Annotated in this window: 19 protein-coding genes and 1 pseudogene; 13 read left to right on the top strand and 7 right to left on the bottom strand. The window is 43.7% G+C overall.

Annotated features, from left to right (window positions below):
* The first annotated feature begins 694 nt into the window (after positions 1–694).
* Positions 695–934: an AbrB/MazE/SpoVT family DNA-binding domain-containing protein gene (locus L6E24_RS09165; RefSeq protein ID WP_257741681.1), complete on the top strand. Its 240-nt coding sequence runs from the start codon at positions 695–697 to the stop codon at positions 932–934.
* Positions 935–1,039: 105 nt separating this feature from the next.
* On the top strand, positions 1,040–1,630 hold the full coding sequence (locus L6E24_RS09160) for a Rossmann-fold NAD(P)-binding domain-containing protein (RefSeq protein ID WP_308219116.1): 591 nt from the start codon (positions 1,040–1,042) through the stop codon (positions 1,628–1,630).
* Here L6E24_RS09160 and L6E24_RS09155 read toward each other — a convergent pair.
* Entirely contained in the window at positions 1,600–3,381 is a 1,782-nt protein-coding gene (locus tag L6E24_RS09155) for an IS66 family transposase (RefSeq protein WP_257741680.1), read from the bottom strand. The two genes, L6E24_RS09160 and L6E24_RS09155, sit on opposite strands and share 31 nt — an antisense overlap.
* A 155-nt stretch (positions 3,382–3,536) precedes the next feature.
* Here L6E24_RS09155 and L6E24_RS09150 point away from each other — a divergent pair.
* A pseudogene (locus L6E24_RS09150) lies at positions 3,537–3,887 on the top strand (ornithine cyclodeaminase family protein); the annotation flags it as partial.
* Between the two features lie 77 nt (positions 3,888–3,964).
* On the opposite strand, the gene hisF reads toward L6E24_RS09150, so the two are convergent.
* A complete protein-coding gene (gene hisF / locus L6E24_RS09145; RefSeq protein ID WP_257741679.1) occupies positions 3,965–4,777 on the bottom strand; it encodes an imidazole glycerol phosphate synthase subunit HisF in 813 nt (270 codons plus the stop codon).
* A gap of 150 nt (positions 4,778–4,927) precedes the next feature.
* Positions 4,928–5,182 (bottom strand): hypothetical protein, encoded by a 255-nt coding sequence (locus L6E24_RS09140; protein WP_257741678.1) that lies wholly within the window; start codon positions 5,180–5,182, stop codon positions 4,928–4,930.
* Positions 5,183–5,283: 101 nt separating this feature from the next.
* Here L6E24_RS09140 and L6E24_RS09135 point away from each other — a divergent pair, with 101 nt between their 5' ends.
* The gene (locus L6E24_RS09135) at positions 5,284–6,510 is read left to right on the top strand and encodes an adenosylhomocysteinase (RefSeq protein ID WP_257741677.1); all 1,227 of its coding nucleotides are present in this window, start codon (positions 5,284–5,286) and stop codon (positions 6,508–6,510) included.
* Between the two features lie 82 nt (positions 6,511–6,592).
* Here the strand turns inward: L6E24_RS09135 and L6E24_RS09130 are convergent, their stop codons facing one another.
* The gene (locus L6E24_RS09130) at positions 6,593–8,494 is read right to left on the bottom strand and encodes an MASE3 domain-containing protein (protein WP_257741676.1); all 1,902 of its coding nucleotides are present in this window, start codon (positions 8,492–8,494) and stop codon (positions 6,593–6,595) included.
* Between the two features lie 82 nt (positions 8,495–8,576).
* On the opposite strand from L6E24_RS09130, the gene L6E24_RS09125 reads away from it, so the two are divergent.
* Complete coding sequence (locus tag L6E24_RS09125; protein ID WP_257741675.1) at positions 8,577–9,203, top strand: TMEM175 family protein; 627 nt, start codon at positions 8,577–8,579, stop codon at positions 9,201–9,203.
* A gap of 118 nt (positions 9,204–9,321) precedes the next feature.
* Here the strand turns inward: L6E24_RS09125 and L6E24_RS09120 are convergent, their stop codons facing one another.
* Entirely contained in the window at positions 9,322–9,963 is a 642-nt protein-coding gene (locus L6E24_RS09120) for a hypothetical protein (RefSeq protein WP_257741674.1), read from the bottom strand.
* A 559-nt stretch (positions 9,964–10,522) separates the two neighbouring features.
* Between L6E24_RS09120 and L6E24_RS09115 the strand changes: the two genes are divergently transcribed.
* From L6E24_RS09115 to gpmA, 6 genes are all read left to right on the top strand, one after another.
* On the top strand, positions 10,523–12,556 hold the full coding sequence (locus L6E24_RS09115) for a sodium-translocating pyrophosphatase (protein WP_257741673.1): 2,034 nt from the start codon (positions 10,523–10,525) through the stop codon (positions 12,554–12,556).
* Between the two features lie 311 nt (positions 12,557–12,867).
* Positions 12,868–13,326, top strand: a complete 459-nt coding sequence (locus tag L6E24_RS09110; RefSeq protein ID WP_257741672.1) for a hypothetical protein — start codon at positions 12,868–12,870, stop codon at positions 13,324–13,326.
* Positions 13,327–13,422: 96 nt separating this feature from the next.
* A complete protein-coding gene (locus L6E24_RS09105; protein ID WP_257741671.1) occupies positions 13,423–14,310 on the top strand; it encodes a hypothetical protein in 888 nt (295 codons plus the stop codon).
* Between the two features lie 236 nt (positions 14,311–14,546).
* Positions 14,547–15,134 carry a DUF2115 domain-containing protein gene (locus L6E24_RS09100; RefSeq protein WP_257741670.1) on the top strand — a complete coding sequence of 196 codons (588 nt, stop codon included), beginning with the start codon at positions 14,547–14,549 and terminating at the stop codon, positions 15,132–15,134.
* Between the two features lie 266 nt (positions 15,135–15,400).
* A complete protein-coding gene (locus tag L6E24_RS09095) occupies positions 15,401–16,915 on the top strand; it encodes a hypothetical protein (protein WP_257741669.1) in 1,515 nt (504 codons plus the stop codon).
* Positions 16,916–16,965: 50 nt separating this feature from the next.
* Positions 16,966–17,712 carry a 2,3-diphosphoglycerate-dependent phosphoglycerate mutase gene (gene gpmA, locus L6E24_RS09090; RefSeq protein ID WP_257741668.1) on the top strand — a complete coding sequence of 249 codons (747 nt, stop codon included), beginning with the start codon at positions 16,966–16,968 and terminating at the stop codon, positions 17,710–17,712.
* 76 nt (positions 17,713–17,788) lie between these two features.
* Here the strand turns inward: gpmA and L6E24_RS09085 are convergent, their stop codons facing one another.
* On the bottom strand, positions 17,789–18,877 hold the full coding sequence (locus tag L6E24_RS09085; protein WP_257741667.1) for a PKD domain-containing protein: 1,089 nt from the start codon (positions 18,875–18,877) through the stop codon (positions 17,789–17,791).
* Positions 18,878–18,880: 3 nt separating this feature from the next.
* Positions 18,881–20,719, bottom strand: coding sequence for a YIP1 family protein (locus L6E24_RS09080; RefSeq protein WP_257741666.1), 1,839 nt, complete (start codon positions 20,717–20,719; stop codon positions 18,881–18,883).
* Positions 20,720–20,882: 163 nt separating this feature from the next.
* Here L6E24_RS09080 and L6E24_RS09075 point away from each other — a divergent pair, with 163 nt between their 5' ends.
* Both L6E24_RS09075 and L6E24_RS09070 read left to right on the top strand, forming a co-directional pair.
* Positions 20,883–22,226 carry a PEGA domain-containing protein gene (locus tag L6E24_RS09075; RefSeq protein ID WP_257741665.1) on the top strand — a complete coding sequence of 448 codons (1,344 nt, stop codon included), beginning with the start codon at positions 20,883–20,885 and terminating at the stop codon, positions 22,224–22,226.
* Positions 22,227–22,325: 99 nt separating this feature from the next.
* Entirely contained in the window at positions 22,326–22,769 is a 444-nt protein-coding gene (locus L6E24_RS09070; protein ID WP_257741664.1) for a methionine-R-sulfoxide reductase, read from the top strand.
* The last annotated feature ends 159 nt before the right edge of the window (positions 22,770–22,928 follow it).

The raw sequence follows: 22,928 nt of genomic DNA, 5'->3' as shown, positions 1-22,928 counted from the left end.
GTATCCTGACCTGCCGGACTATAGAAGCAAAAGAGAAAGCCCCATTAGATATCCCTCACTGAAAAAAACTAAGATCTGCTCTCTTCAGCAATTTTTTCAGGTCAATTTGCAGTATTGCACTCTCATACACTCTTAGAGTGCAAACCGGATCTCTGTAATTAATCCCTTATATCTCTAAAGAAGCAAGAAAAAACAGTTAATATTTATGTTTGCACTCTTTTCCGGAGCACAGCATGAAAATCATCACCCACACTGCACATTATACCCTGCTGCATTCCTGAGATGAGTGCAAAATGGTAATCTGTGACTTTTTTCAGATACAGATTCCAACTCATTTCAGCAATAAACCCCACATTATGGATTTGGGAAGTTGCACACATACCGTGTTTCATAGGTGTCATGTTGCCATATGCCATAGCTGAAGAAAAAGATCATGCAGTCATGCCAGGATACAGACACCGGGAATGTTCAGGCAGGAGGAAATCCTCACTACCTATAATATGAAAGGCCGGCCTGTATAAGCCTTACTTTACCTGAAACTATTACATCGCAAACAGAAATTCATGAGCAGTTAAATTTTCAATTATCCAGAGATTATGATAGGAAACTCCGAATCAAATCCGGAAATCTCCGGGTTCATGCCATGAGATAACCACTTAAAGATTACATTTTACAAATAAGAAATATAAGACCCATGCCACTTATTGATATGAAAACCGGAACAATAACTGAAAAAGGCCAGATTGTTATACCAAAAAGTATCAGAGATATGTTTGGGACAGGAACTAAAGTTGCATTTCCGGCATATGATGACAGAATTGAAATAAGACCACCTGAGGAGACAGATGATGCTTTATGTGCATATGCAGGCGAAAAAGTGCTGGCAAAAGAGTGGCTTTCCAAAGAAGAAGATGAAGCATGGAAAAATTTGTAAAAGGATAAATCGCGCCTGAATAAACGGGAGATGCCAGGAAAGTCAGCCTCACCCACCTAAAGCCAATAAAAAACCTTTTTCACTTCATAAAATTATCCCATTTATATGAGATATTACCCCGATCCTGCACAAAGTCCCGACCTGAAGGTGATCAACAATGCAATAGAAGAGGCATTTGCCGAGCATGGGAGAGGCAACGTCCAGATGCCGCCAAAATCCTATATATTCTTTGACAGAGGCGACTTCAGGACAATGCCGGCATATATACCCTCCTTAAACATCGCCGGGGTAAAGGTGGTTAATGTCCACCCCGGCAACAGAGAGCACGGACTTCCGGCTGTGATGGCACTCCTGATAATAATCGATCCGGAAACAGGATTTCCGTCTGCCATACTGAATGCAACAGAACTGACCGACCTCCGCACTGCCGCCGCCGGTGCAGTTGCCGCAAAGTATCTCTCCCCAAAGAAAAGTGTGGTTATGGGAGTTATCGGAAGCGGAAATCAGGCAAAGGCACAGATTGCCGCAACTGCCGCAGAGCTTGATATTGAAGAGATCAGGATATGGAGCAGGGACAAAAAAAACGCTGAAAAGCTATGTGAGTTCTACAGTGAATATGAATGGTATCATATCCAAAATCGGAGAAATAGGTTAAAAATGAATTTTTATAAGTTGGATGAAATGTATCTGTGTTGACCTACCGGTACATTTGAAAGGTCCTCTTTTGTAGCAACTGAATTTTTACCCTCTATTTTAAGATCATCCAAGGTTGCTTTCTGGTTTTTGCATGCTATTATCTCAGCAAGTGATTTTTGTCTATGACCATTTATGATCAAACCGGCTATATGATCAAAGGGATTTATGTCCAACTTCTTAGCAGTTTTAACAATTGTTAAATTTCTGTCTACAACATTTGTTCCTTTCTCATTTCTTGTAAATAAGCTTATATCACGATGTCTGACCTGTGCTCGTGCTCCAAGCTCAGCATCATTATTATGAAGAGGGACGTGAGGGTGATCTAAGAATGTGAGTAAGAAGTCTTTATTCCGGTGTGTCTTCTCAATTCTTAGGTTCAACTCTTTATATTCAGTCTCGCTGTTAAATAACTCATCAAAGTCCTTTCTAATTTTTAATGCCCACTCTGGAGATGGATTGTCTTTATATGCTCTCATCTCTCTGTAAAATGCCCAAAACCGATCCATGAAATCTTCATGGACTTTTCTCATTACAGCAGTTTTAGGTTTTAATTTTTTATAGTGTCTGGCTTCATGAACCCAACATAACTGGTGTTCTTCAGTGATATTGTCGTATTGGGGTGCATCATCTGTAAGAAGAATTTTTGGAACTGGGTAATCTTTCTGTGATCTGTAATAAGCAATCAATCCAGCCTCAGTAACTCGCTTTTTAAGCGTTTTAAATCCTTCTTGACCAAATAACTCAACCAAACTATTTTCTAATTCAAATTCACTAAAGCAAGAGTTGTAAATATTTTCTCTAAGTTTTTTGATCCATTTTTTTGCGGTTCTAAGATTGGATAAATGTTCAAAGGCAAACTCATTGAATAGGTACTTGGGTTCTAAAACTTCCATAATGTGCTTAACTATGCTAATTCTATCCTTTTTTGGAGAAGTTCTAAATGCTGTGAAATTATGGTTTGAAAAGATATGTGTATTATATTGAGTGCCATTTACATTAGCTCCAGTTGTATCTGTCTGGAGGTAATCGGAGGACTTTATTCCTTCTTTTAGTATATCTTCCGATTCTTTATCTAAAACCTCATTCTTTTCAGTTAATTTCCTTGAGATTGTAGATTGGGCTATAAAGATACCATGGTTATTTAAAAAGGCTCTAATTCCATTTTCACTCATTCCACAAATTGCTTTGCATTCAATAATAAGTGCCTTTATTCCAGGACCAAATTCTCCACCATATCCTTGAGGTCGATCAGTTAAGAGATATCTTCCTTCTGAAGGGGAATAATATTTTTCAAGTAAAAACTTTGTATTTCTCGGACGAATTTCAATGTCCTGTATGATTAATTCAGAAAAGCCTTTAAAAACTGCATCTTTCGGAAGTTTATTTTTGTCAGAGTACCAGATCTTTTCTTCATGGATTTCGATTTTATGATTACGTTTTCCTCTGCCTTTATTTGGATTATTTTGATCTGATTTCTCTTTTTTTGAGCGTTCCTCCTCAGTAGAATGATTTTTATTGCCAGAACCCCCTTTTCTTTTTCCTTTTTTTGCGGCTTCCGGCCTACCCTGTTCACCAATTAGATGATTGTAATCATCTCTGAGTTGAAGATGCTCTTCATATAATTTATCGTATTTTGCAGATAGTTCCTCAAAGGCTGAGATGAGCAAATATATTATGTCTTTATCCGGAGAATTATCTATCCGATCAGGAGTTATTACGGATTCTAATTCTTTGAAGATACCATTTGACATAATGTATTCTATATTTTGAATTTATAAGTACAAATTATTATCCATTATCACATTACCTCACATTATGGATATGATACTATGAATGCAGATCAGAGAGTCCTGAGAGGGTATGTAACTGTGACCTCCTTGTAACCACAACACCGTCAAAAAATCCGGTAGTAAAGGACGAATGGATAAGCGAAGGCACCCACATAAACGCAATAGGGGCTGATGCACCCGGCAAGCAGGAACTGGAAGAATCACTCCTGAAAAGGGCAACCGTAATTGTGGACGACTATGCACAGGCCCTTCATTCCGGAGAGATAAACATACCCATAAGCTCCGGATATTATACGAAAGAGGAGATTGCCGGCACAATCGGCGAGTATGTTCTCAAAAAGAAAGCCAGAAAAAGCAGCACTGAGATCACAATATTTGACTCCACCGGACTTGCCATTCAGGATCTTGCCATAGCCAAGACGGTTATAATCTCAGATAATACAGTCAATCTCAGATTCCCAAAATAATATTTTATTTTTGAAATTCATCTGCACAGCCTGGGTTTATAACAGAGCAGATATTATTGCCGAAAAAACAGGTATGTTTACCAGTCCATCCGGACAGGAACATCCCTTTTTCTCAGATAATCCTTAACATCCCTGACAGTCATCTCACCGAAGTGAAAGACAGATGCGGCAAGGCAGGCATCGGCATGCCCCTGTACAAAACCGTCATAGAAATGTTCAAAAGTGCCCACACCGCCGGATGCTATCACCGGGATTCCAACTTCAGATGCAATCTTTGCAGTAACAGGAATATCAAAACCCTGCTTCACGCCGTCAGTCTCCATTGAGGTCAGCAAAATCTCACCTGCACCACGCTCCTCAGTCTCCTTTGCCCATAAAATGGCATCAATGCCCGTAGGCTTACTGCCACCGTATATAACAACCTCATACCAGCAGACACTGCCGTCAGGCATGACAATCTCAGTTACACCGTCCTTCATCTCATCATTCCGGCGGGCATCAATAGCCGCGACAATGCACTGATTACCAAATATCTCCGCACCCTCATTGATAAGTCCCGGATTCTTAACGGCACTTGTATTGACAGACACCTTATCAGCACCCGCACGCAGAAGGGCCGTCATATCGCCAGTTGTGCTTATGCCGCCGCCCACAGTAAGCGGAAGGAAAAGCTCATCAGCCGCCCTCTCAATGACATGAATAAGGGCACTTCTCCCCTCTCTGGATGCAGTAATATCAAGAAAGACAACCTCATCAGCACCCTGGTCATTATAGCGGCACGCAAGCTCAACAGGATCTCCGGCATCACGAAGACCTAAAAAATTCGTGCCCTTTACAACACGCCCGGATTTAAGATCAAGACAGGGGATAATACGTTTGGTTAATGCCATAGCTGAAGAATATATTGAACTTCCAAATGTATTTACACTTTGTTAACGCATTCATCCAACGACTGAAGTCGTGGGCTTTCTGCTGCCATGACCGTAAACTGCCACCGCCCTGTGACAGCAGCATACTGCCCTAAAAGCTAAAATAAGCCATTATTTTTTAAATTCATCCCACCGGATTCTTCCTTCCCGGCAGCGTCCCCTCGTCTCCTCAACACCAGCACCATAATTCTCAAGGGCAAGCAGAACATTTCTTGGATCACGGGTAATATTGCGCATCTTTCCGGACGGGAGTTTTTTCCAGATTATCCCCTCATCCAAATCCACATAGGAATTAACCGGCACAGTCTCGCCGTATTTCAATAATTCCTTCTTAAGCCTTACATCAACAAGACGGAGATCACCCATAAAAAAACCTGAAATTCTTAAATTAATTTACACACAGGGATAAATAACTATTACTTATCAGTCAAAAAACTAATAGTTATCATAGATAATTCGGTGATATATTGAAATCAGGAGAACTTAAAATGGGATGGGCCAGGCAGTACATGCCTGTGCTCGGCGAGATAAGGAAGAAATTTGAGGCGGAAAAACCACTTGCCGGCCAGAAGATCGGAATGGCGCTCCATGTTGAAGCAAAAACAGCAGTTCTTGTCGAAACCCTCGCCGCAGGCGGTGCAGAGGTGTACATCACAGGATGCAACCCTCTCTCCACACAGGACGATGTCGCAGAGGCACTTGACAAGGTAAAAGGTGTTCACTGCTATGCTCAGCGTGCATGCAGCAACGAGGATTACTACGCAGCAATCGACAAAGTGCTGGATCAGAACCCAACAGTCACAATTGATGACGGTATGGACTTAATCCACAGGCTTCACACAGAAAGAAGAGAACTGCTGGACAATATTGTTGGAGGATGTGAGGAGACAACAACAGGAATCCACCGCCTTCGTGCAATGGCAGCAGACGGAGCACTCAGATTTCCGGTAATAGCAGTCAATGACACACCCATGAAAAGATGTTTTGACAATGTCCACGGCACAGGAGAGAGTGTACTCTCAGCAGTAATGATAACCACAAACAACCTAATAGGCGGGAAATGGTTTGTCGTTGCCGGATACGGGTACTGCGGAAGGGGCCTTGCAAAGATGGCACACGGACTTGGCGCAAAGGTTGTCGTAACCGAGATCGACCCAAGAAGGGCACTTGAGGCACATATGGACGGGTACCATGTAATGTCAATGGAAGAAGCCGCAAAGATCGGTGACATCTTTGTAACGACAACCGGAAATACATCTGTCATCTCTGAAAAAGACTTTAAAAATATGAAAGACGGTGTTATTCTCTCCAATGCAGGACACTTCAATGTCGAGATAGACATCCCGTGGCTTGAGGCAAATAAGGACGGATATGAAACAAGGGACAGCATAGAGACCTACATTATTGACAATAAGAGAATCAATATACTTGCTGAAGGCCGCCTTGTAAACCTTGCAACCATGAAAGGCATGGGCCACCCGATTGAAGTAATGGACCTCTCCTTCGCACTCCAGGCACTCTGTTCAGACTATATCTTAAGAGAAGGCCCCGGACTTACAGGCGGAGTATATGAAGTTCCAAATGACATAGATGTCAATGTAGCCTCAATAAAACTGAACTCACTCGGAGTTGAGATAGACAGGCTCACCGAAGAACAGGAGCATTACATGAACTCCTGGGATATCGGAACATAAATTTTTTTAACGGAATTTTACAGAGAAATCCGGCAGAAAACCCAACGGCTGTAATCGTGGGAATATGTCAGCACAGCGTAAATCAGCTACCATATCTGACTTTAAGCGGGAAACGTATCTTCCAGCAGACCCCCTCATTCTTAACAAGCTCAATAGTTCCGTCCAGCTGTGCCCGGACAATACTTGTAATTATTGTAATGCCGAGTGACTCGGAATTGATGAGATCTACATCCCCGGTTATTCCGATACCGTCATCACAGTACATCATATCAGCATAACCGTCCTCACATTTACCCCGGAACGTGATTCTTCCCTTCTGCCTCCCCTTAAAGGCATACTTGACAGAATTGGTTATAAGCTCATTGAACACAAGGCTTACCGGAATTGCAGTTTTAAGGTCAAAACAGCACCCCTCTGCCTTCACATCAAGGATAATATCGCAGTTTGTGGTATAATAGGCCAGCACCTCCATACCAAGGGTTCTGAGATGGGAGTCCGCATCAATTGTTGAAACCTTATCTGACAGATAGATTGCCTCATGGACAAGTGACATGGCAATAATTCGTGACTGAGTCTCACTGAGTACCTCATTTATCTTTTCATCCTCACAATCATACCTGTTTAAGTCAAGAAGACTGATTATTACCTGAAGATTATTCTTGACCCTGTGATGAACCTCCTGTAAGAGAGCTGTCTTCTCTTCAAGAGACTGCCTGAGCATATTTTCGGAGACCTTTCTTTCAGTAATCTCAGAATAAATTATCCCAAAATTCACTTTATCATATGAAAAGACAGAACAGAAATAGTAACGGCCGGAATCAGAGGAGAAAGACTCAAACCTGACCGGATTTCCGGTCCGGATTACACCCATAATATCGTCAAAGTGCTCCATGATAATCTCACTGTTTAGATCTCCGGAACATTTATTCAGGACATTTTCCTTTGATATGCCCCTTACAGCCTCATACTGCCTGTTAACCTCAAGCATACGGAAATCATATGCCCGGCCCTCCTCATCATATAATGCCTCAAAAAATGCAACACCATCGGCCATATTATCAAAAAGAGAGATGAACTTTGTCTTAAACTGCTGCTCACTCTCCTTTAACCTATGGTAAATTGTAGTAAAGGGTTTCCTGAGCACAGACTCCACAAAAGCCTTGTACAAAAATACAAATGCAATTATCCTGAATAAATGCCCAATCATATTTGAAAAGCCATACACATCCATATATGTTGTAAACGAGAACTCAGCAAGTACAGTAAATATTATAGATACAGAGATCAGCAGATGGATATCCGGATCAAAGTAATCTTTTCTTTTATAGAGTAAATACAGGGCCGTAAAAAGAACTCCACATATGATATACTCGCTGATTATCTTAAAGAGAGTCAGGCCTTTTCCTTCGATGTAGCAGTCCGGAAATATGCCAAGGGGATATATTGTAAGGAATAGTCCGGCTGAAATAAAAAAATACAATAAAAAAAGCCAATATGGATTTGTTTTCTTCTGAATAAGCAGTATCGCAAATAGAAATGTAAACGCCTCAATATATCTTGAAATTATCCAGAACTGAGTGGCAAGATTGGAAGATCCTGTACCAAAGGCATCAATACCGCTGTATGATATTGTATGCAGAAAATCAAAAGTTCCCATATAAAAGCAGGCAACACCTATAATTACCAGAAAATTGTTGTCAATTCTGTCCTTAAGATTCCATACAATTACAAAGATGAGTCCGGTAATTACAACAGTAAAAAGTTCGATCATCGTATGAAAGAGGACATAACTGTACAGGGAAGAGAGCAGGGCTGCAAGAATAATCATCAGCACAATGAACCTGCTGCTTATACTGCTCATCTCATGATCATCTGAGAACTTATCATCCATATCTTCCGGCAGCAAAAGATCCATATAGACATTAAAAAGATAATTCTGAAAGTTGATTAACTTAACTGCAAATTTCAGGGAGATATGAGCCAAAAAATATTATAAATCCGGAAAATTATATAAAAAATAATCCGGATGCAAATTCTCCCGGAGAATAGAATAAGGAGACTGAAAAATGATATCCCGCCAGCTAAGCAAAAACAGGATTGAAGCCCTCACTGACGGCATTTATGCCATAGCTCTCACTCTTGCCGTCCTGACAATAAATATATCAGAAATTCCGATAACAGGCAGCGGGAGCATTGTACCTGCCTTAAAGACAATTCTGCCACAGTTAATTCACTATGCAATTGCCTTCTTCGTCCTGGCATCATTCTGGTCCGCACACCACAGGCAGACAGACGCAATAAAAAAAGTGGACAATATATACGCCTGGCTCAGTATCATAACACTCTTCTTTGTGGCGCTTGTACCGTTCACAACCGATCTTATAGGTGACTATGGAGAGTATCCGGATGCAGTAGCAGTATATGCAGGAAATCTCTTTTTGATCGGGACATTCAGCCTGATGGCCATATATCACGCAAATTCAAAAGGAGGTCTCATCTCAGATGAAATAGAACGGGAATATATAGATTATTTTATTGCAAAAAGCCTGATAGTTCCCGTAATATGCATAATAATAATTATCTTTGCATATACAGTCTCAGCAACCGGTTCAACAGTTATCTTTCTGCTCATACCGGTTTTCACCCGGATATTAAAACAGATCTATAAAAAGAGGACAAACGACAACACATAATTCAGAATTACAGCAATATAAACGGTCAGCAAAAAGAAGAGAAATTATAATCAATATCAGAGATCCGGAGAACAGACATTCAGAGATCTATAATTTCATAGATCCGGAGATCAGACATTCAGAGATCTATAATTTCATAGATCCAGAAATCATTTTTATCGCTGAAATTCCCGCCTTTCTGCAGCTCCCCGGACAACACGACATAATCCCCCTCAGAAAGGGACGAGATATCAGCATCAGGCATTGCGGTCCCGGTTTCACGGATCATATCCCTGTAATATGCCCTGACTGTGCTGCCCCCTGATGTCAGATCAAAGAAATCAGATTCATCAGTATTAAGAGCAGACACCCTGCCTGAAACCTCTGCAAAACCGCCATAATCAGGGTCAGTAAGCAGATCAGAAGCACTTAGCAGATCATTATCCGGCAGGGCTGTCTCCATCTCCTCCACAGACAATTCAGATTTCTCAACCGTTCTTCCCCAGTGATCGACAATTGCAATATTAAAGCCAATCGTCTCATATGTCCGGTTGTCAAGCGGAATTTTAACCTTCAGTGGTTTATCCTTAAAAATTCCGTCATACTTACTGTCAGACTCTGCATAGAAAGTATTCCCGCTTATATCAGCAGAATATGTCACAAAATATGTGGATGGTATAAGACTGTCAGGGCGGTACACAAACTCAATGTAATCGTCATAATGAAAGACCTCTGACTCAAAGGATGCTTTTTCAGGTGACAGACCTTTACTGATCCCCATCTCATTACCCATACATCCGCATGAAAAAATCAGGCATATTAATCCGGCAGACAGAAGAAAAAGACATTTTCTCATTATAATTTTTTTAATTCCAACGCAGATAACATTGGCGGAGTCATATTGTCCCCCGGAATATCTGTATATCTCAGGATATTTAATGTAACGGAGGTTTTGCAGGAGGTTTTGCAGGAGGTTTTACCGTATCACCCCGCCATCCGTTTTCATTATGACAGACAGATCTGATATCACATGAGATCTCATCACGCCGTTCATGCCGGACATCAGACAGGAAATAAATCATAATATGCCAGTAATTGTGAAAATTCCGGAAAATCTACAGGATATATTCACACCAATCCAAAACATTAAAATAAGCAGGATGGAAACATTTTTCTAAACAGTTTATTTTTATTATAAAAAATAACAATTATAAGCAAATTATACCTGAGGCAATTCACCGGATAATTTTCATAAAATATAAAAATTATCTGCTTAACGAAAAATAATGTCATAACATCTTTTCGGGACAGCGGTTAGTGCTCTCATGGACGGTTAAAATATGGATATGCTGATATATCTCGCACCTCTCTGTGCCATTCTCGGAATCATCTTCGCCGGCGTATCATATACACAGGTGAAGAGAGAAGGGGAAGGCACTGAAGTCATGAAAAAGATTGCAGCGGCAATTCACACCGGCGCAATGGTCTATCTTAACAGACAGTACCGTGCAATAGCCGTGTTTGTCGTTGTGCTTGCAGTTATTATTGCAGTACTTCTGCCAAACGGAATTCTTACCGCGGGATGTTTTGTCCTCGGTGCAGTTCTCTCCGCAACAGCAGGATATATTGGAATGTTTACAGCAACATGTGCAAACGTAAGGACAACAAACGCCGCAACACGCGGCATTGCTGAAGCATTCAAAGTTTCGTTTGCAAGCGGCACAGTTATGGGAATGAGCGTTGTGGGTCTCGGACTATTAGGACTCTCAGCGGCATTTATCGGGCTTTCAAACATACTTGCAGGCAGTGACATTAATATAATTGTGAACACACTTGCAGGATTCTCACTTGGAGCATCGTCAATTGCACTCTTTGCACGTGTCGGAGGAGGTATCTTTACAAAGGCAGCAGATGTCGGTGCTGATCTTGTAGGGAAGGTTGAGGCCGGCATACCAGAGGACGATGCCAGAAATCCGGCAGTCATCGCAGACAATGTCGGTGACAATGTAGGAGACATCGCCGGAATGGGGGCTGACCTCTATGAATCATACGTAGGTTCAATCCTTGCGACCATGCTTCTTGGTGCATCAACAGCGGCACTGACATTCCCCAACATTCCGGTTATGAACACTGTTCTTCTGCCGCTCATAATCGCAGCAGTCGGCATTATATCCGCAGTCATAGGGACATTCTTTGTCCGGACAACAAAGACGGAATCATCAGCCATTCATATGGCATTTAACAGAGGTCTTATTGCAGCACTCATCCTCGTAGTCATTGCAACATACTTTATAACCGGAATGATGCTTGGAGAATACGGATTTAATGTATTCCTCTCAACAATTGCAGGACTTATCGCAGGATTCATAATCGGACAGATAACTGAGTATTACACATCATATGAGAGAAAGCCGACAATTACCATTGCAGAAGCATGTAAAACCGGAGCAGCTACAAACATAATTACCGGTTTTGCAAAGGGAATGGAATCAACTGTCTGGTCAGTTCTTGTAATAGGTGCTGCGATCTATATAGCATTCTCACTCTCAGGACTCTACGGCATTGCAATTGCAGCCGTCGGAATGCTTGCAACGCTCGGCATTTCACTCGCAGTTGATGCTTACGGCCCTGTCGCAGATAATGCAGGGGGCATTGCAGAGATGAGCCACCAGAAACCTGAAGTCAGAGAGATTACAGACACCCTTGACGCTGTGGGCAATACAACAGCCGCAATAGGAAAGGGTTTTGCAATCGGTTCAGCAGCACTTACAGCACTGGCACTCTTCTCATCATACGGAATAGCAGTAGGGCTTGAATACATTGATGTTATGGACTCCGGAGTCTTTATCGGTCTTTTAATCGGTGCAATGCTGCCTTTCCTCTTCTCATCCATGACAATGATGGCAGTCGGAAGAGCGGCATATGAGATTGTCATCGAGGTACGCAGGCAGTTTAAGGACATTAAAGGCCTCATGGAAGGAAAAGCAGATCCTGACTATGAGTCATGTATTGCAATCTCCACCAATTCAGCACTCAGGGAGATGATTGCACCGGGAATTCTTGCAATCGCCGCACCACTGGTCGTAGGATATATCCTTGGACCGGGTGCTCTCGGCGGACTGCTGGCAGGTTCACTGGTATCAGGTTTCATGCTCGCAATCACAATGGCGAATGCCGGCGGTGCCTGGGACAATGCAAAGAAGTACATTGAACTTGGAAATTTAGGTGGAAAAGGCTCAGAAGCACATAAGGCAGGAGTTACCGGAGATACAGTCGGCGATCCTTTCAAGGACACATCAGGCCCGGCAATCAACATTCTGCTCAAGCTTATGACAATTGTAGCAGTGGTCTTTGCACCGCTTTTTATAATCTGAAAAATAATTTTTTTTCATTATACCCCCTATGAAACATTTGTTTCATCTGCCATCTGTGAACCCGCAGGTTCATGAATGACTTTTTTTACAGACAGCAGCACAGGCAGCGGTTCTGCATATTTCACCCAATAAACGGGAATTTGTAGCCCTTATAGCGACACAACACATAAATATCCAAACCGGTATTTCCGGCGATGAATCAGATATCAGGAAATGTTAATTACTGTTAAACTGCTTCATAGTAATTGTAAAAAGACAGCGGAGATTAGAGACAATAGAAGTGCAGTCAAAAAATATGGAGAGATAAAAAAATGGATGAAAAAAAATACAGATATAAGGATGTAATTCCGGAAGAGAGAAAAGAGATTACAAAAGAATGGACTGTTAAGGCAGAGAAAAAAAGCGCAGAGAAAAAGAGAGAAGCTGAAGAGTGCATACCTGCCGGTGAAGAGAAGAAGGGCCAGGAGAGGATAAGAGGGGACGAATCACAGGAAAAAACCGGAGAGAAAGAAGAGAACGCTTCTGAGGGGGCAGAAGAAGGGAAAGAAAATGAGGAAAAATCAGATGATTTTGATGTTGACCGGACAATTGAGGAGGCCAGGGATTCGGTAAAGAGAGCCATTGAAGATGTTGTCGATCTCGGCAATACCCTTCTTGGCACACGGAAAGGAAGGGGGCATATAGAGAAGAAAGCCAAGAAGGCCGGCAAAAAGCTTACCAGAACACTTGAGTACATCATTGAGGATGCCGGAAAGAAACTGAAAAAATAGACAGAAATCAGGTTATCCGGAACCGGAAATATAAACAAACCTTTTTTAAAATATCAGATTAGATTAAGAAAGTATCAGTCCATGGAGGAATTCCGGATGAAAAAAAGTTCAAAATGTGTATTATTACTGTTAATCGTATCACTGCTGGCAGTCAATGCTTCAGCGGTGATTCTGGAAGAGAATTACAAAGGTAAGGTCTCAAGGCTTGACCCTTCAAAAGAAATTATGACCATGCAGGTCTCAGAAGTCTATGAAGGCGGACAATGGGTAACATATGCAAAAAGCAGCCTTAAAAACAACATCGTTGCCGGAAGTACAGACAATCCGCATATATACAATGAATTAAAGCAGGGAGATCTTGTCGAAGCGTGCATTCTCGGCGGCGCAGGCGGGGAATGGGTTGCTGTAGGAAAGATCTCATCAGCAGGTACAACCGAGAGCCGCCTGACTATGGAATTCGGTGATCCTTCAAAACTTGTATCGCCATATTATGACGGGTATTCAATAGAATACACAACAACCCCTGACTGCAATGAATGCGAGGGAACGGTATGTGCTGCACCTTCTGCAACAGTGACTGTCTATAAAGGCGGCAACCAGATTGAAAAAAGAACACTGTCTGAGGGTATGACACATATATTCGGTTATTACAGTGAAAACCAGTATGTCTTAAAGATAACCTACAACTTCGGAGAGGCTTCGTCATCCACCTGCCCCGGTGCAGAGATGATGATGGGCCCACAGGAGATCTCTGACTTCACCATATACGACATGCAGAGAAGTACAATTCTGGCAGGTGAAATTCCGGAAGAGACTACAGCAACGGAGATTCCGACAGTGATTCAGACAGAAGTGCCTGCAACACCGGCACCCACACTGCCCCCGACACCATCAACAACATCATCACCCGGATTTGCAGGATTTGCAGCAATGGGTGGAATTGCAGCGGCGTTTATTCTATTTGCTGCATTCAGAAGAGACTGAGGAATAACAGATAAGGGCAGTTTTACTCCGGATTAATTCCGGGCCGTATAGCTGTCAGAATTTTTATTTTTATAAATTCAGAGCACGCTGTGGCAGATCAGAACGTCACATCCTTCTCTGACAGTCATCATAGCATCCTTTCCTGCCCTTATTGCGTTTAAAATGGAATCTGATATGGTATAGATCACCGGAAAAAGTTAACAGAAAGGGAAATAAAATAACTTAAGCCGGAAATTATGGATACAAGAGAAAATATAGAGAGAATAGCCAATGAAATGCTCCGGATTGATAGAAGGGATGCACTCGCAGAATACCTTGCAGAGGAATTGCTGAAATTCAGTATGTATGATCTCCAGATGATCGGTGCAAGGGCAAGGCATGACATTGAAATCCTGCCTAAAAATTACAGGGATAAACTGAGACCATATGCTGAGGAGTGGTTCTTCGGGCGTTACCATGCACTGATCACAAAGTACCGCGATGGTGATTTTTCGGGGTACAGTGCACCAATTCATGACATTGATACATACAGACATTTCTGCATGATAATTCCGGAAGGCTGCTTCAAATCAGAAATTGATCTCCCGTCATTTATTCCGGAGAGGAAAAACCCATCTTACAGCCTCTTTTACTATCTGTTAATGGCATATGCCATGTTTGTGCTTGAAGAACCCGGACATCCGGCAGGAACACCTTTCCCTGGAGGTGCGGTGGTCAGGAAAACGGCAGGAAAATATTACTGCCCTATCCGGGATAAGGAAGAAGAGATATTCAACTCAATATGCAATTTCTGCCCGGCTCTTCAGGACCCCGATTATCTGTGAATTGTTCCGCGCCGGAGATCCGGGAAGAAAAAATCATGTGATTTTTCTGATTTTATCCATCATCTGTAAACCGGCAGAACGGCGTGACATAAATGTCCGGTATGAAAATCCCATAACTCCGGAGTAAATAGTCTGACATAACCGGAACCATCCGGTTAGATTAAAGCATATTCCTGACATAATTAAAATTCATTAGTATGTACCAGCCAAAATTACGACAGGGCGAGGGATTATTAAAGTCATCACCCGGTGTCAAGGTAAAAAATGTGGATTTTGACGCATTCCTGACTGATAAAAGGATAATATTCGCAAAGAAAGGGGATGAACTCTATGAAAGAAAGGAACTTGTCTTTCCCCTTGGTTTCATAAAGGACTATACACCTTCAGCTGACGAAAAGGGGATTCCAAGGATTATATTCTCAGTGCAGAAACCTGACGGGGATAAGGGAGATATGATCCTTGTCTTCACACAAACAGGTGATTACAGGTTTGCAGAGAGGGATGACTGGATTGAAAAACTGGGGCGAATGATTGAGAAAGAGCCTGCCGCAGCTGTAACTGCCCCGCCTACGGTGCAGAGAGCGGCAATGAGCAGCGACCCGTTTGCACCCACAAATACACAACAGTCAGCTCCACAGATGCCGGCAGGGTATGCCCCGGAGCCACATATTGCACCTCCGGTACAGACAGACATTCATACACAAAGACCAGAATCACATATGACCGCAGGGTATGCGCCGGAACCGCAGGCCGCACCCCCGGTACAGACCAGCAGCCCGCCACAAAACAGTGTTACCGGTCAGTTCTGCCGGTTCTGTGGCTCAAATATACCCACGGATTCTGCATTCTGCCCTTCCTGCGGCGGTAAAGTCGTGCCGGTTGCGGCCAGATCAGCCCCGCCTGCACCGGCGCAGATTCCTGTGCCGCCGCCTCCGCCTTCCCGTCCGGCATACCCTGACGATGCGGGCAGGCAGGCAGGTGGTTTTGTACCGCCCCCGCCTCCCCCACCACAGAGGCAGGCCGGTTTTCCGGAGGAGAACTACCGTGCACCGCCGGCTCCTTCAGGCGGCGGATACGCCCCGGCAGATGAACCCGGACACCGCAATTACGAAGAGAGCAGTCAGACATCAAAAGGCAGGAAAAAGCCTGACAGAATCGACAAAGCGGCCCTGAGGGAAGAGAAGAGGGCTGAAAAGGAGAGAAAAAAGGAAGAAGCACGATACAGAAAAGAGCAGAAGAAGGCGAATAAAAATGCCGGACGCGACCAGTATGATGATTACGACGGGGACGGCAGAATGGGCGGGAAACTACCAAAAATTCTGATTCCGGCAATAATTGCCGTTGTCGTGATTGGTGTTGTGGCATATGCCTTCACATCCGGAATGTTTGGCGGTTCCGGCGGAGGTGCAGAGGTTCCTGTAACAGGAACAGGCAGCACATTAACAGATAATACCAATACCGGATCGTCATCCGGGACTACATCATCAGGGACCTCACAGAGCACTGCTGATTATGACAAAGGCTGGGAAGTCAGGGTAATCTATTCAGGGGAGTGGGCCGGAACATTCGGCTCAGGATCGAATATGCAGAATGAGGAAGGCTTTGGCTCACAGACATTCGCTATAACAAGCCCTTCAGGCAGCATTACAGCAACATTTGAGAAGGCTGACGGCGGGGCCGGACAGATTATGTTTGTAGATATAATGAAGGATTCAAAGGTTATGGCAACCGGAGATACGACTGCTGATAATGGAAAAGTTACAGTCACAGCAAGTCTGTAAATAACAAGATACTTTTTTTTTAAGCCGGATATATTATTAGGAGTTTTTAGATGTACAAGGTAGTATTGCTCAGGCACGGAGAGAGCATCTGGAATAAGGAGAATAAGTTTACCGGATGGACAGACGTTGATCTCTCAGAAAAAGGGATTAAAGAGGCGACTGCGGCGGGGAAACTGCTGAAGGATGAGGGCTATGAATTTGATGCGGCATACACTTCTGTTCTTAAGAGGGCCATCAGAACGCTCTGGATAACGCTCGATGAGATGAATCTTATGTGGATTCCGGTTACCCGTTCATGGAGGCTGAATGAGAAGCATTACGGTACACTCCAGGGCCTTAACAAGTCGGAGACAGCAGAGAAGTATGGTGATGAGCAGGTATTTATCTGGCGCAGGGACTACAATACAGCACCTCCGGCACTATCTTCGGATGATGAGAGGCATCCGGTTCATGACCGCCGCTATGCTCCGCTCAGACCTGAGGATATACCAGGTACAGAATGCCTGAAGGATACTGTCGCACGCTTTCTGCCGGTATGGGAAGATGAGATTGCTCCGGCAGTCAAATCCGGAAAAAGAATAATAATAGCCGCACATGGCAACAGTTTAAGGGCACTTGTAAAGCACCTGGACAATATATCAGACGAGGATATTCCGAAACTTAATATCCCCACCGGAATTCCGCTCGTTTATGAGCTTGACGGGAACCTAAAGCCAATCAGGCATTATTATCTCGGCAATCAGGAAGAGATTGAGGCTGCGGCAAAGGCTGTTGCAGATCAGGGAAAGAAGAAGTAAATAACTGCCCAATCAATAAAAGCAAATCAAATTCCGGATAATCCGGAATCTTCTTTTTTATCCGGACATTACAGGATTATTTCATCCCGAAGAGGGAGGAGAGGAAATGCAGATAGTCCTGATAAAATCCATGATATCTGACACATTTATCTCTGACCAATTCAGTTCCGGGAAGTCCGAATATCTTTGTTCCGCCCGAATCTCCGGCAGTAAATGCCACCTCACTCTCATTTACTGCATTCTCTGCGGTCAGAGGTGCTGCTGTCGGAGTAGGAGTTGCCGTAGTCTGTGCGGCAGTTGGTGTTGCAGTGGCTGTCGTGGCTGCTTTGGTCACTGTGATATAATCCTTCTTTGTTGCATTGTCTGATACCGGAAGCCCGTTTTCAGTACCGGATACTTTCAGTGTTACCGTATATTCCCCTGCATGCCTGAAGATATAAGTCGGATTTGCATCAAATGAAACATCAGAAAAAGTATCTGCATCCTCAAATTTCCAGTAGTAACTGTCTATGTTACCGTCTGACGTGGATGTAAATGTAACAGCAAAAGGCGCTTCACCTACAGTGCCATCTGCATGAAATGATGCCGAAAGCCCGGATTTGGTCTCAACGCAGTTTGTATCAGTTACAGAATCGGAAACTTCCTTATCACTGGTTACTGTTAATTTAACATCATAACTGCCTACATCATTATATGTGTGAACCGGGTTCTGTTCAGTTGAAGTATAACCATCATCAAAGTCCCACAGCCATCCGGTAATATTACCATAGGATATACTGGAATCATCTGTAAACTGAACAGAGAGAGGGTACTTACCGGATGTCACATTTACGTGAAAAAGAGGGACAGGAACGGGATGTGTAAGTGTAATATCCTTATCCTCAGTCAGTGTCCCGTTATCTGTAACGACACTTAATGTGGCTGTGTATGTGCCGGCATCGGCATAGGCATTAGAAGAACTCTCTCCAGTACCGCTATTTTCGTCACCAAAATCCCACGACCATGATGTTGCATTTGCACCCGTAACTGTTCCTGTAAAGGATACTGTCAGATAATCGGCTCCCGTGCCCTGAGTATATATAAAATCAACCGAACCAGCGGCACCGGCAAAGCCACAAAAAAGTGACAGGACAACTAAAACGCCAGATATTTTTTCAATATTCATATCTCATTCACACCCTAATACTGCAAAACCCGAATCTCCGGCTGTGATAAAGATCACGAAGAGAAGAACTGTCAGAACAACACAGAATCCTGCCGCTATCAGGGCCTGCCCGGTACTTGTGCCATGTGTCTCCCTCGCACCAGCCATAAGCAGGTATGCAGACCAGAGGGGTGCAATAATCAGACCAAAGAACGGAATAATACCTCCGGCAATAAAAGGTGTTGCCGAGTACATTGCAATTCTCATCTCGTCCTCATTGCTGCCCTTATATCCGGCAATTATAAGCCCGATTCTAAGGAAAATTCCGGCAAGCAGGGTGATAAACACAAGAATTAACATCATCTCAAGCGCACCGGTGACCATACCACCCAAATCACCGAATGACGAAATCACAGGATATTCAGAAGCATCCACACCTCCGCCAATTAAAAAGAGATAAAACGAGTTCACCAGCGAAAATATCACAATCACAAGGGCAAAATATGGGACAGTTTCAGCAAGACTCTGCCCGCTCGTCATCTGAAATCCACCTGAAGGATTCATCAGAAAACTGACAATCCTTCCCGGAACACTATTGTCTGCCATTGCAGGGGGATTTTCACCGCCGGAAAAAACACCTTTCCGTGGAGTTTTCCTCCTCTTAACCCTCTTTGAAGAGGACTTCTTAGCAGGCGGCCTTCTCCCCTTATTCATTTTACCGGACTTTTGAGAATCATCAATAAACTGACCATCATCAGCATCATAAATACCCAAATCATCAGAGATTCCGGCATCCGGCAAACTGCCAGAACCTGAAAAAGGCCCCAAACCTCCGCCGGAAAACTTCCTGCCGCAGAAACTACAGAACTTTCCTCCCGGAGGAATGCTTCCGCCGCATGACGGGCATGTTGATGGTACCGGCGGTGCTGCATTAAAACCTGAGACAGAACTGTCAGGAACTGCCTGTGAATGAGCACTTCCTCCACCTATGCCGCCCGGAGAACCGGACGGAAAACTCCCGTCAGCCAGAAATCCGGCAAACAAAGGATTTCCAAACTCACCTGTAGCAATATAGTCCTGAATTACCGAGACCCAGGCATCACGCTCAGCAGAACGCCCACCGTCATACCACCCGGAGAAAGAGAGAACCATACGCCTCATACTGCCGTTTCCGGCCTCAACCATAAAGATGAGAAGAGGCTCACCACTATCACCCGTCAGCCCCTCAACACTCCGGACCGCATCAAGAGGAATCTGACTGGGTTTATTGGGCTTATTCTCATCAACAAGGAGAAATACCCGGTCTTCAAGCTTCAGAGTATATTCCCTCGACTTGACAACAACATTCGATGCAGAAAGAGAGATCTTCCCGGAAGATACGGCTGACGGAGAAGTCCGGCTATGAACTTTATTATTTGCCCTCTCACCGGAACGCGGAATGTAACCCTTCCCTGCAAACTGATTTGAAGACTTATCCACTGAGATCAAAGACTCAATCTCACGCTGAAGAAAACTGCACTCTGCATCCCTTGTACCACTAAAATCCTGAATAAAGACCAGAACCATCTTTTTCTGGGAACCATCCGGAGCAGACAGAGAGAGAGAAAGTGTCGGTTCATCAGACAAATTCCGGCCCGCACTGACATACTTCAGCACCTGAAGAGGAACTTCAACCGGTGCACTCATCTTAGTCCTGTCTTCCGCAAGAATTAATCGGTTATTTGTAAGGAAAAGCCTGAATTCAATTGATTTAACCCCTATTGAGGCCATCTCCAGAATTATTTCTTCACCACTTCCAAGTTCAGGAATTCTCGTTAAAATCACCCAGATATTGTATTCAGGCAGTCCGTAAGCATCAGACACCGCCTGCTTTAATTAAACAATATTTGACGGCAGTATACAAAGGATTTGTTGTAAGAGCAGAAAATATGAAACAGTGAAGAGTGTCCGGCATGCCAAAACACGGACAATTAAGGATGATAACCCTTCCAAAGATAGATTAATCAATTCCTCCAATATCTGGTACATGAGATGCAATAGGATACTGCCGGCTGCATTAACCCTGCTGTTACTTATAACAGTGCAGGGCGCAGCAGCAACAGGGGGAGATGTAGGATGGTACACCATTCACTGCAATGTGGACGGTGCTGATGTCTATTTTGACGGCACATACAAAGGACAGATCAACTCAGGCGCGCTTTCAGTCGGCGTTTATACGACAGGCACGCCGTACAGCACAATAACCGTCCAGAAATCAGGTTATTATACGGCAGCCACGTCACTGCCGGCGACACCGTCAGCAGGAGAGACGAGTGATGTATATATCACCCTGAATCCAATGGCCTCACCGACGCAGTCAGAATACGGATCTCTGTACATCTCCACAAACCCGACAGGGGCAAGAGTCCACATAAATGACATCTACCAGGGACTCTCACCACTGACAGTTTCAAGCCTTAGAGCAGGATCGTGCAGAGTGGAGGCAGAATATAACGGATATCAGAATGCAGAGACAGACGTATATGTCACCGCCGGAACAATACAGAATGTATATCTGACACTCCAGTCTCCGGGATCGATATCAGTGACATCCAGCCCTACAGATGCCTTTGTATCATTGAACGGGGCGATTGTCGGAAGGACACCTTATGTCATAACCGGACTCTCAACCGAAACAGTTGAAATTTCGGTTACGAAAAACGGATATTACAACTGGAAACAGTCGGTAAATGTCTATGACGGGGGGCAGGTATCTGTCCATGCCTCACTTGAGTCAATTGAGCAGTCACAGGAAATACTTGTGACATCAGACCCTGCCGGAGCAAAGATCCACCTTGACGGGATATATAAAGGAGAGACTATGGCAGATCAGCCGTTTCCAATAGGAAGTGTAACAGAAGGGCAGCATACACTGAGCCTGACCCTTGACGGCTACCCAAATTACATAACCAATGTCAATATCGTTCAGGGCGGAACGCCTGTTACTGTAAACGCAGTAATGGATGAGAGCCAGCCACAACAGAATACAGGATCAGTAAAAGTTACATCCACACCGGCAGGCGCAATGATATATCTTGACAATGCCTATACCGGACTTATCACACCGGCCACAGTTACAGACGTAAATCCCGGTGAGCACACCATAACACTGAGACTTTCAGACTACCAGGACGCGATATCAAAGGTCACTGTAACTGCCGGAGAGACAGAACCGCTCACCATCGGGCTTGCAGCCGGAAGTTCACAGACCTCAGACACACCATCTGCAATTCCAACTGCCATAACACCCGGATTCGGATTTATGTCAGCAATTGCAGCATTCCTGGCAGTCTGCATAATAATACCACCCGGAAAGCGAAGAGAAGACTGAATATCCAACCCAAAAATAATCCCATAAAGACACTCTTTTTTCAGAAAATAATTTTTTTTATCCGGAAACATAATCACAACTGAGAAGCACAATGTTGTTATGTCAGATGAGAAAAATACAGATGAAAATCCGGACATTCAGGCCAGCAATAACATCATAGAAGAGAAAAAATACAGGGAACTGACTCCTGAAGAAGAGAGAGTAATAATACACAAAGGAACGGAAAGGCCATTCTCCGGCATATACAATGACCATTCAGAAGAGGGAGTATATACATGCAGAAGATGCGGAGCAGAACTCTATAATTCCAATTCAAAATTCTCATCAGGATGCGGATGGCCCTCATTTGATAAACAGATAGCCGATTCTGTCAGAGAGATACCTGATAAGGACGGCATCCGTACTGAAATTATATGCAGAAGATGCGGCGCACACCTCGGCCATATCTTTAAGGGGGAGGGCTTTACTGAGAAGAACAGAAGACATTGTGTAAATTCAGTATCTCTCTGTTTTGTTCAGGAAAAATCCGGAAATGAAAAGTAAATCCAATAAAACAGATTTTCAGAAGCACAACTGATAAAACACCAAAATAAAGAGCAAACTGCCGGAAAGATGGAAGAGAAGAGACATCCCCCCTTCAGATAATGTGCATAATAACCCACAGACAGATATTTCAGGTTTTTTTGAAGAAATTTTGGCCTG

The organism is Methanoplanus endosymbiosus, assembly GCF_024662215.1.
Lineage (GTDB): Archaea > Halobacteriota > Methanomicrobia > Methanomicrobiales > Methanomicrobiaceae > Methanoplanus > Methanoplanus endosymbiosus.
The sequence above is the reverse complement of the archived record's forward strand: the minus strand, read 5'-3'. Positions and strand labels throughout refer to the sequence as shown.

Coding starts and splice junctions, on each gene's coding strand:
- L6E24_RS09165 (WP_257741681.1), top strand. CDS start 695: ATGCCACTTATTGATATGAAAACCGGAACAATAACTGAAAAAGGCCAG.
- L6E24_RS09160 (WP_308219116.1), top strand. CDS start 1,040: ATGAGATATTACCCCGATCCTGCACAAAGTCCCGACCTGAAGGTGATC.
- L6E24_RS09155 (WP_257741680.1), bottom strand. CDS start 3,381: ATGTCAAATGGTATCTTCAAAGAATTAGAATCCGTAATAACTCCTGAT.
- hisF (WP_257741679.1), bottom strand. CDS start 4,777: ATGGCATTAACCAAACGTATTATCCCCTGTCTTGATCTTAAATCCGGG.
- L6E24_RS09140 (WP_257741678.1), bottom strand. CDS start 5,182: ATGGGTGATCTCCGTCTTGTTGATGTAAGGCTTAAGAAGGAATTATTG.
- L6E24_RS09125 (WP_257741675.1), top strand. CDS start 8,577: ATGATATCCCGCCAGCTAAGCAAAAACAGGATTGAAGCCCTCACTGAC.
- L6E24_RS09120 (WP_257741674.1), bottom strand. CDS start 9,963: ATGGGGATCAGTAAAGGTCTGTCACCTGAAAAAGCATCCTTTGAGTCA.
- L6E24_RS09115 (WP_257741673.1), top strand. CDS start 10,523: ATGGATATGCTGATATATCTCGCACCTCTCTGTGCCATTCTCGGAATC.
- L6E24_RS09110 (WP_257741672.1), top strand. CDS start 12,868: ATGGATGAAAAAAAATACAGATATAAGGATGTAATTCCGGAAGAGAGA.
- L6E24_RS09105 (WP_257741671.1), top strand. CDS start 13,423: ATGAAAAAAAGTTCAAAATGTGTATTATTACTGTTAATCGTATCACTG.
- L6E24_RS09100 (WP_257741670.1), top strand. CDS start 14,547: ATGGATACAAGAGAAAATATAGAGAGAATAGCCAATGAAATGCTCCGG.
- gpmA (WP_257741668.1), top strand. CDS start 16,966: ATGTACAAGGTAGTATTGCTCAGGCACGGAGAGAGCATCTGGAATAAG.
- L6E24_RS09085 (WP_257741667.1), bottom strand. CDS start 18,877: ATGAATATTGAAAAAATATCTGGCGTTTTAGTTGTCCTGTCACTTTTT.
- L6E24_RS09075 (WP_257741665.1), top strand. CDS start 20,883: ATGAGATGCAATAGGATACTGCCGGCTGCATTAACCCTGCTGTTACTT.
- L6E24_RS09070 (WP_257741664.1), top strand. CDS start 22,326: ATGTCAGATGAGAAAAATACAGATGAAAATCCGGACATTCAGGCCAGC.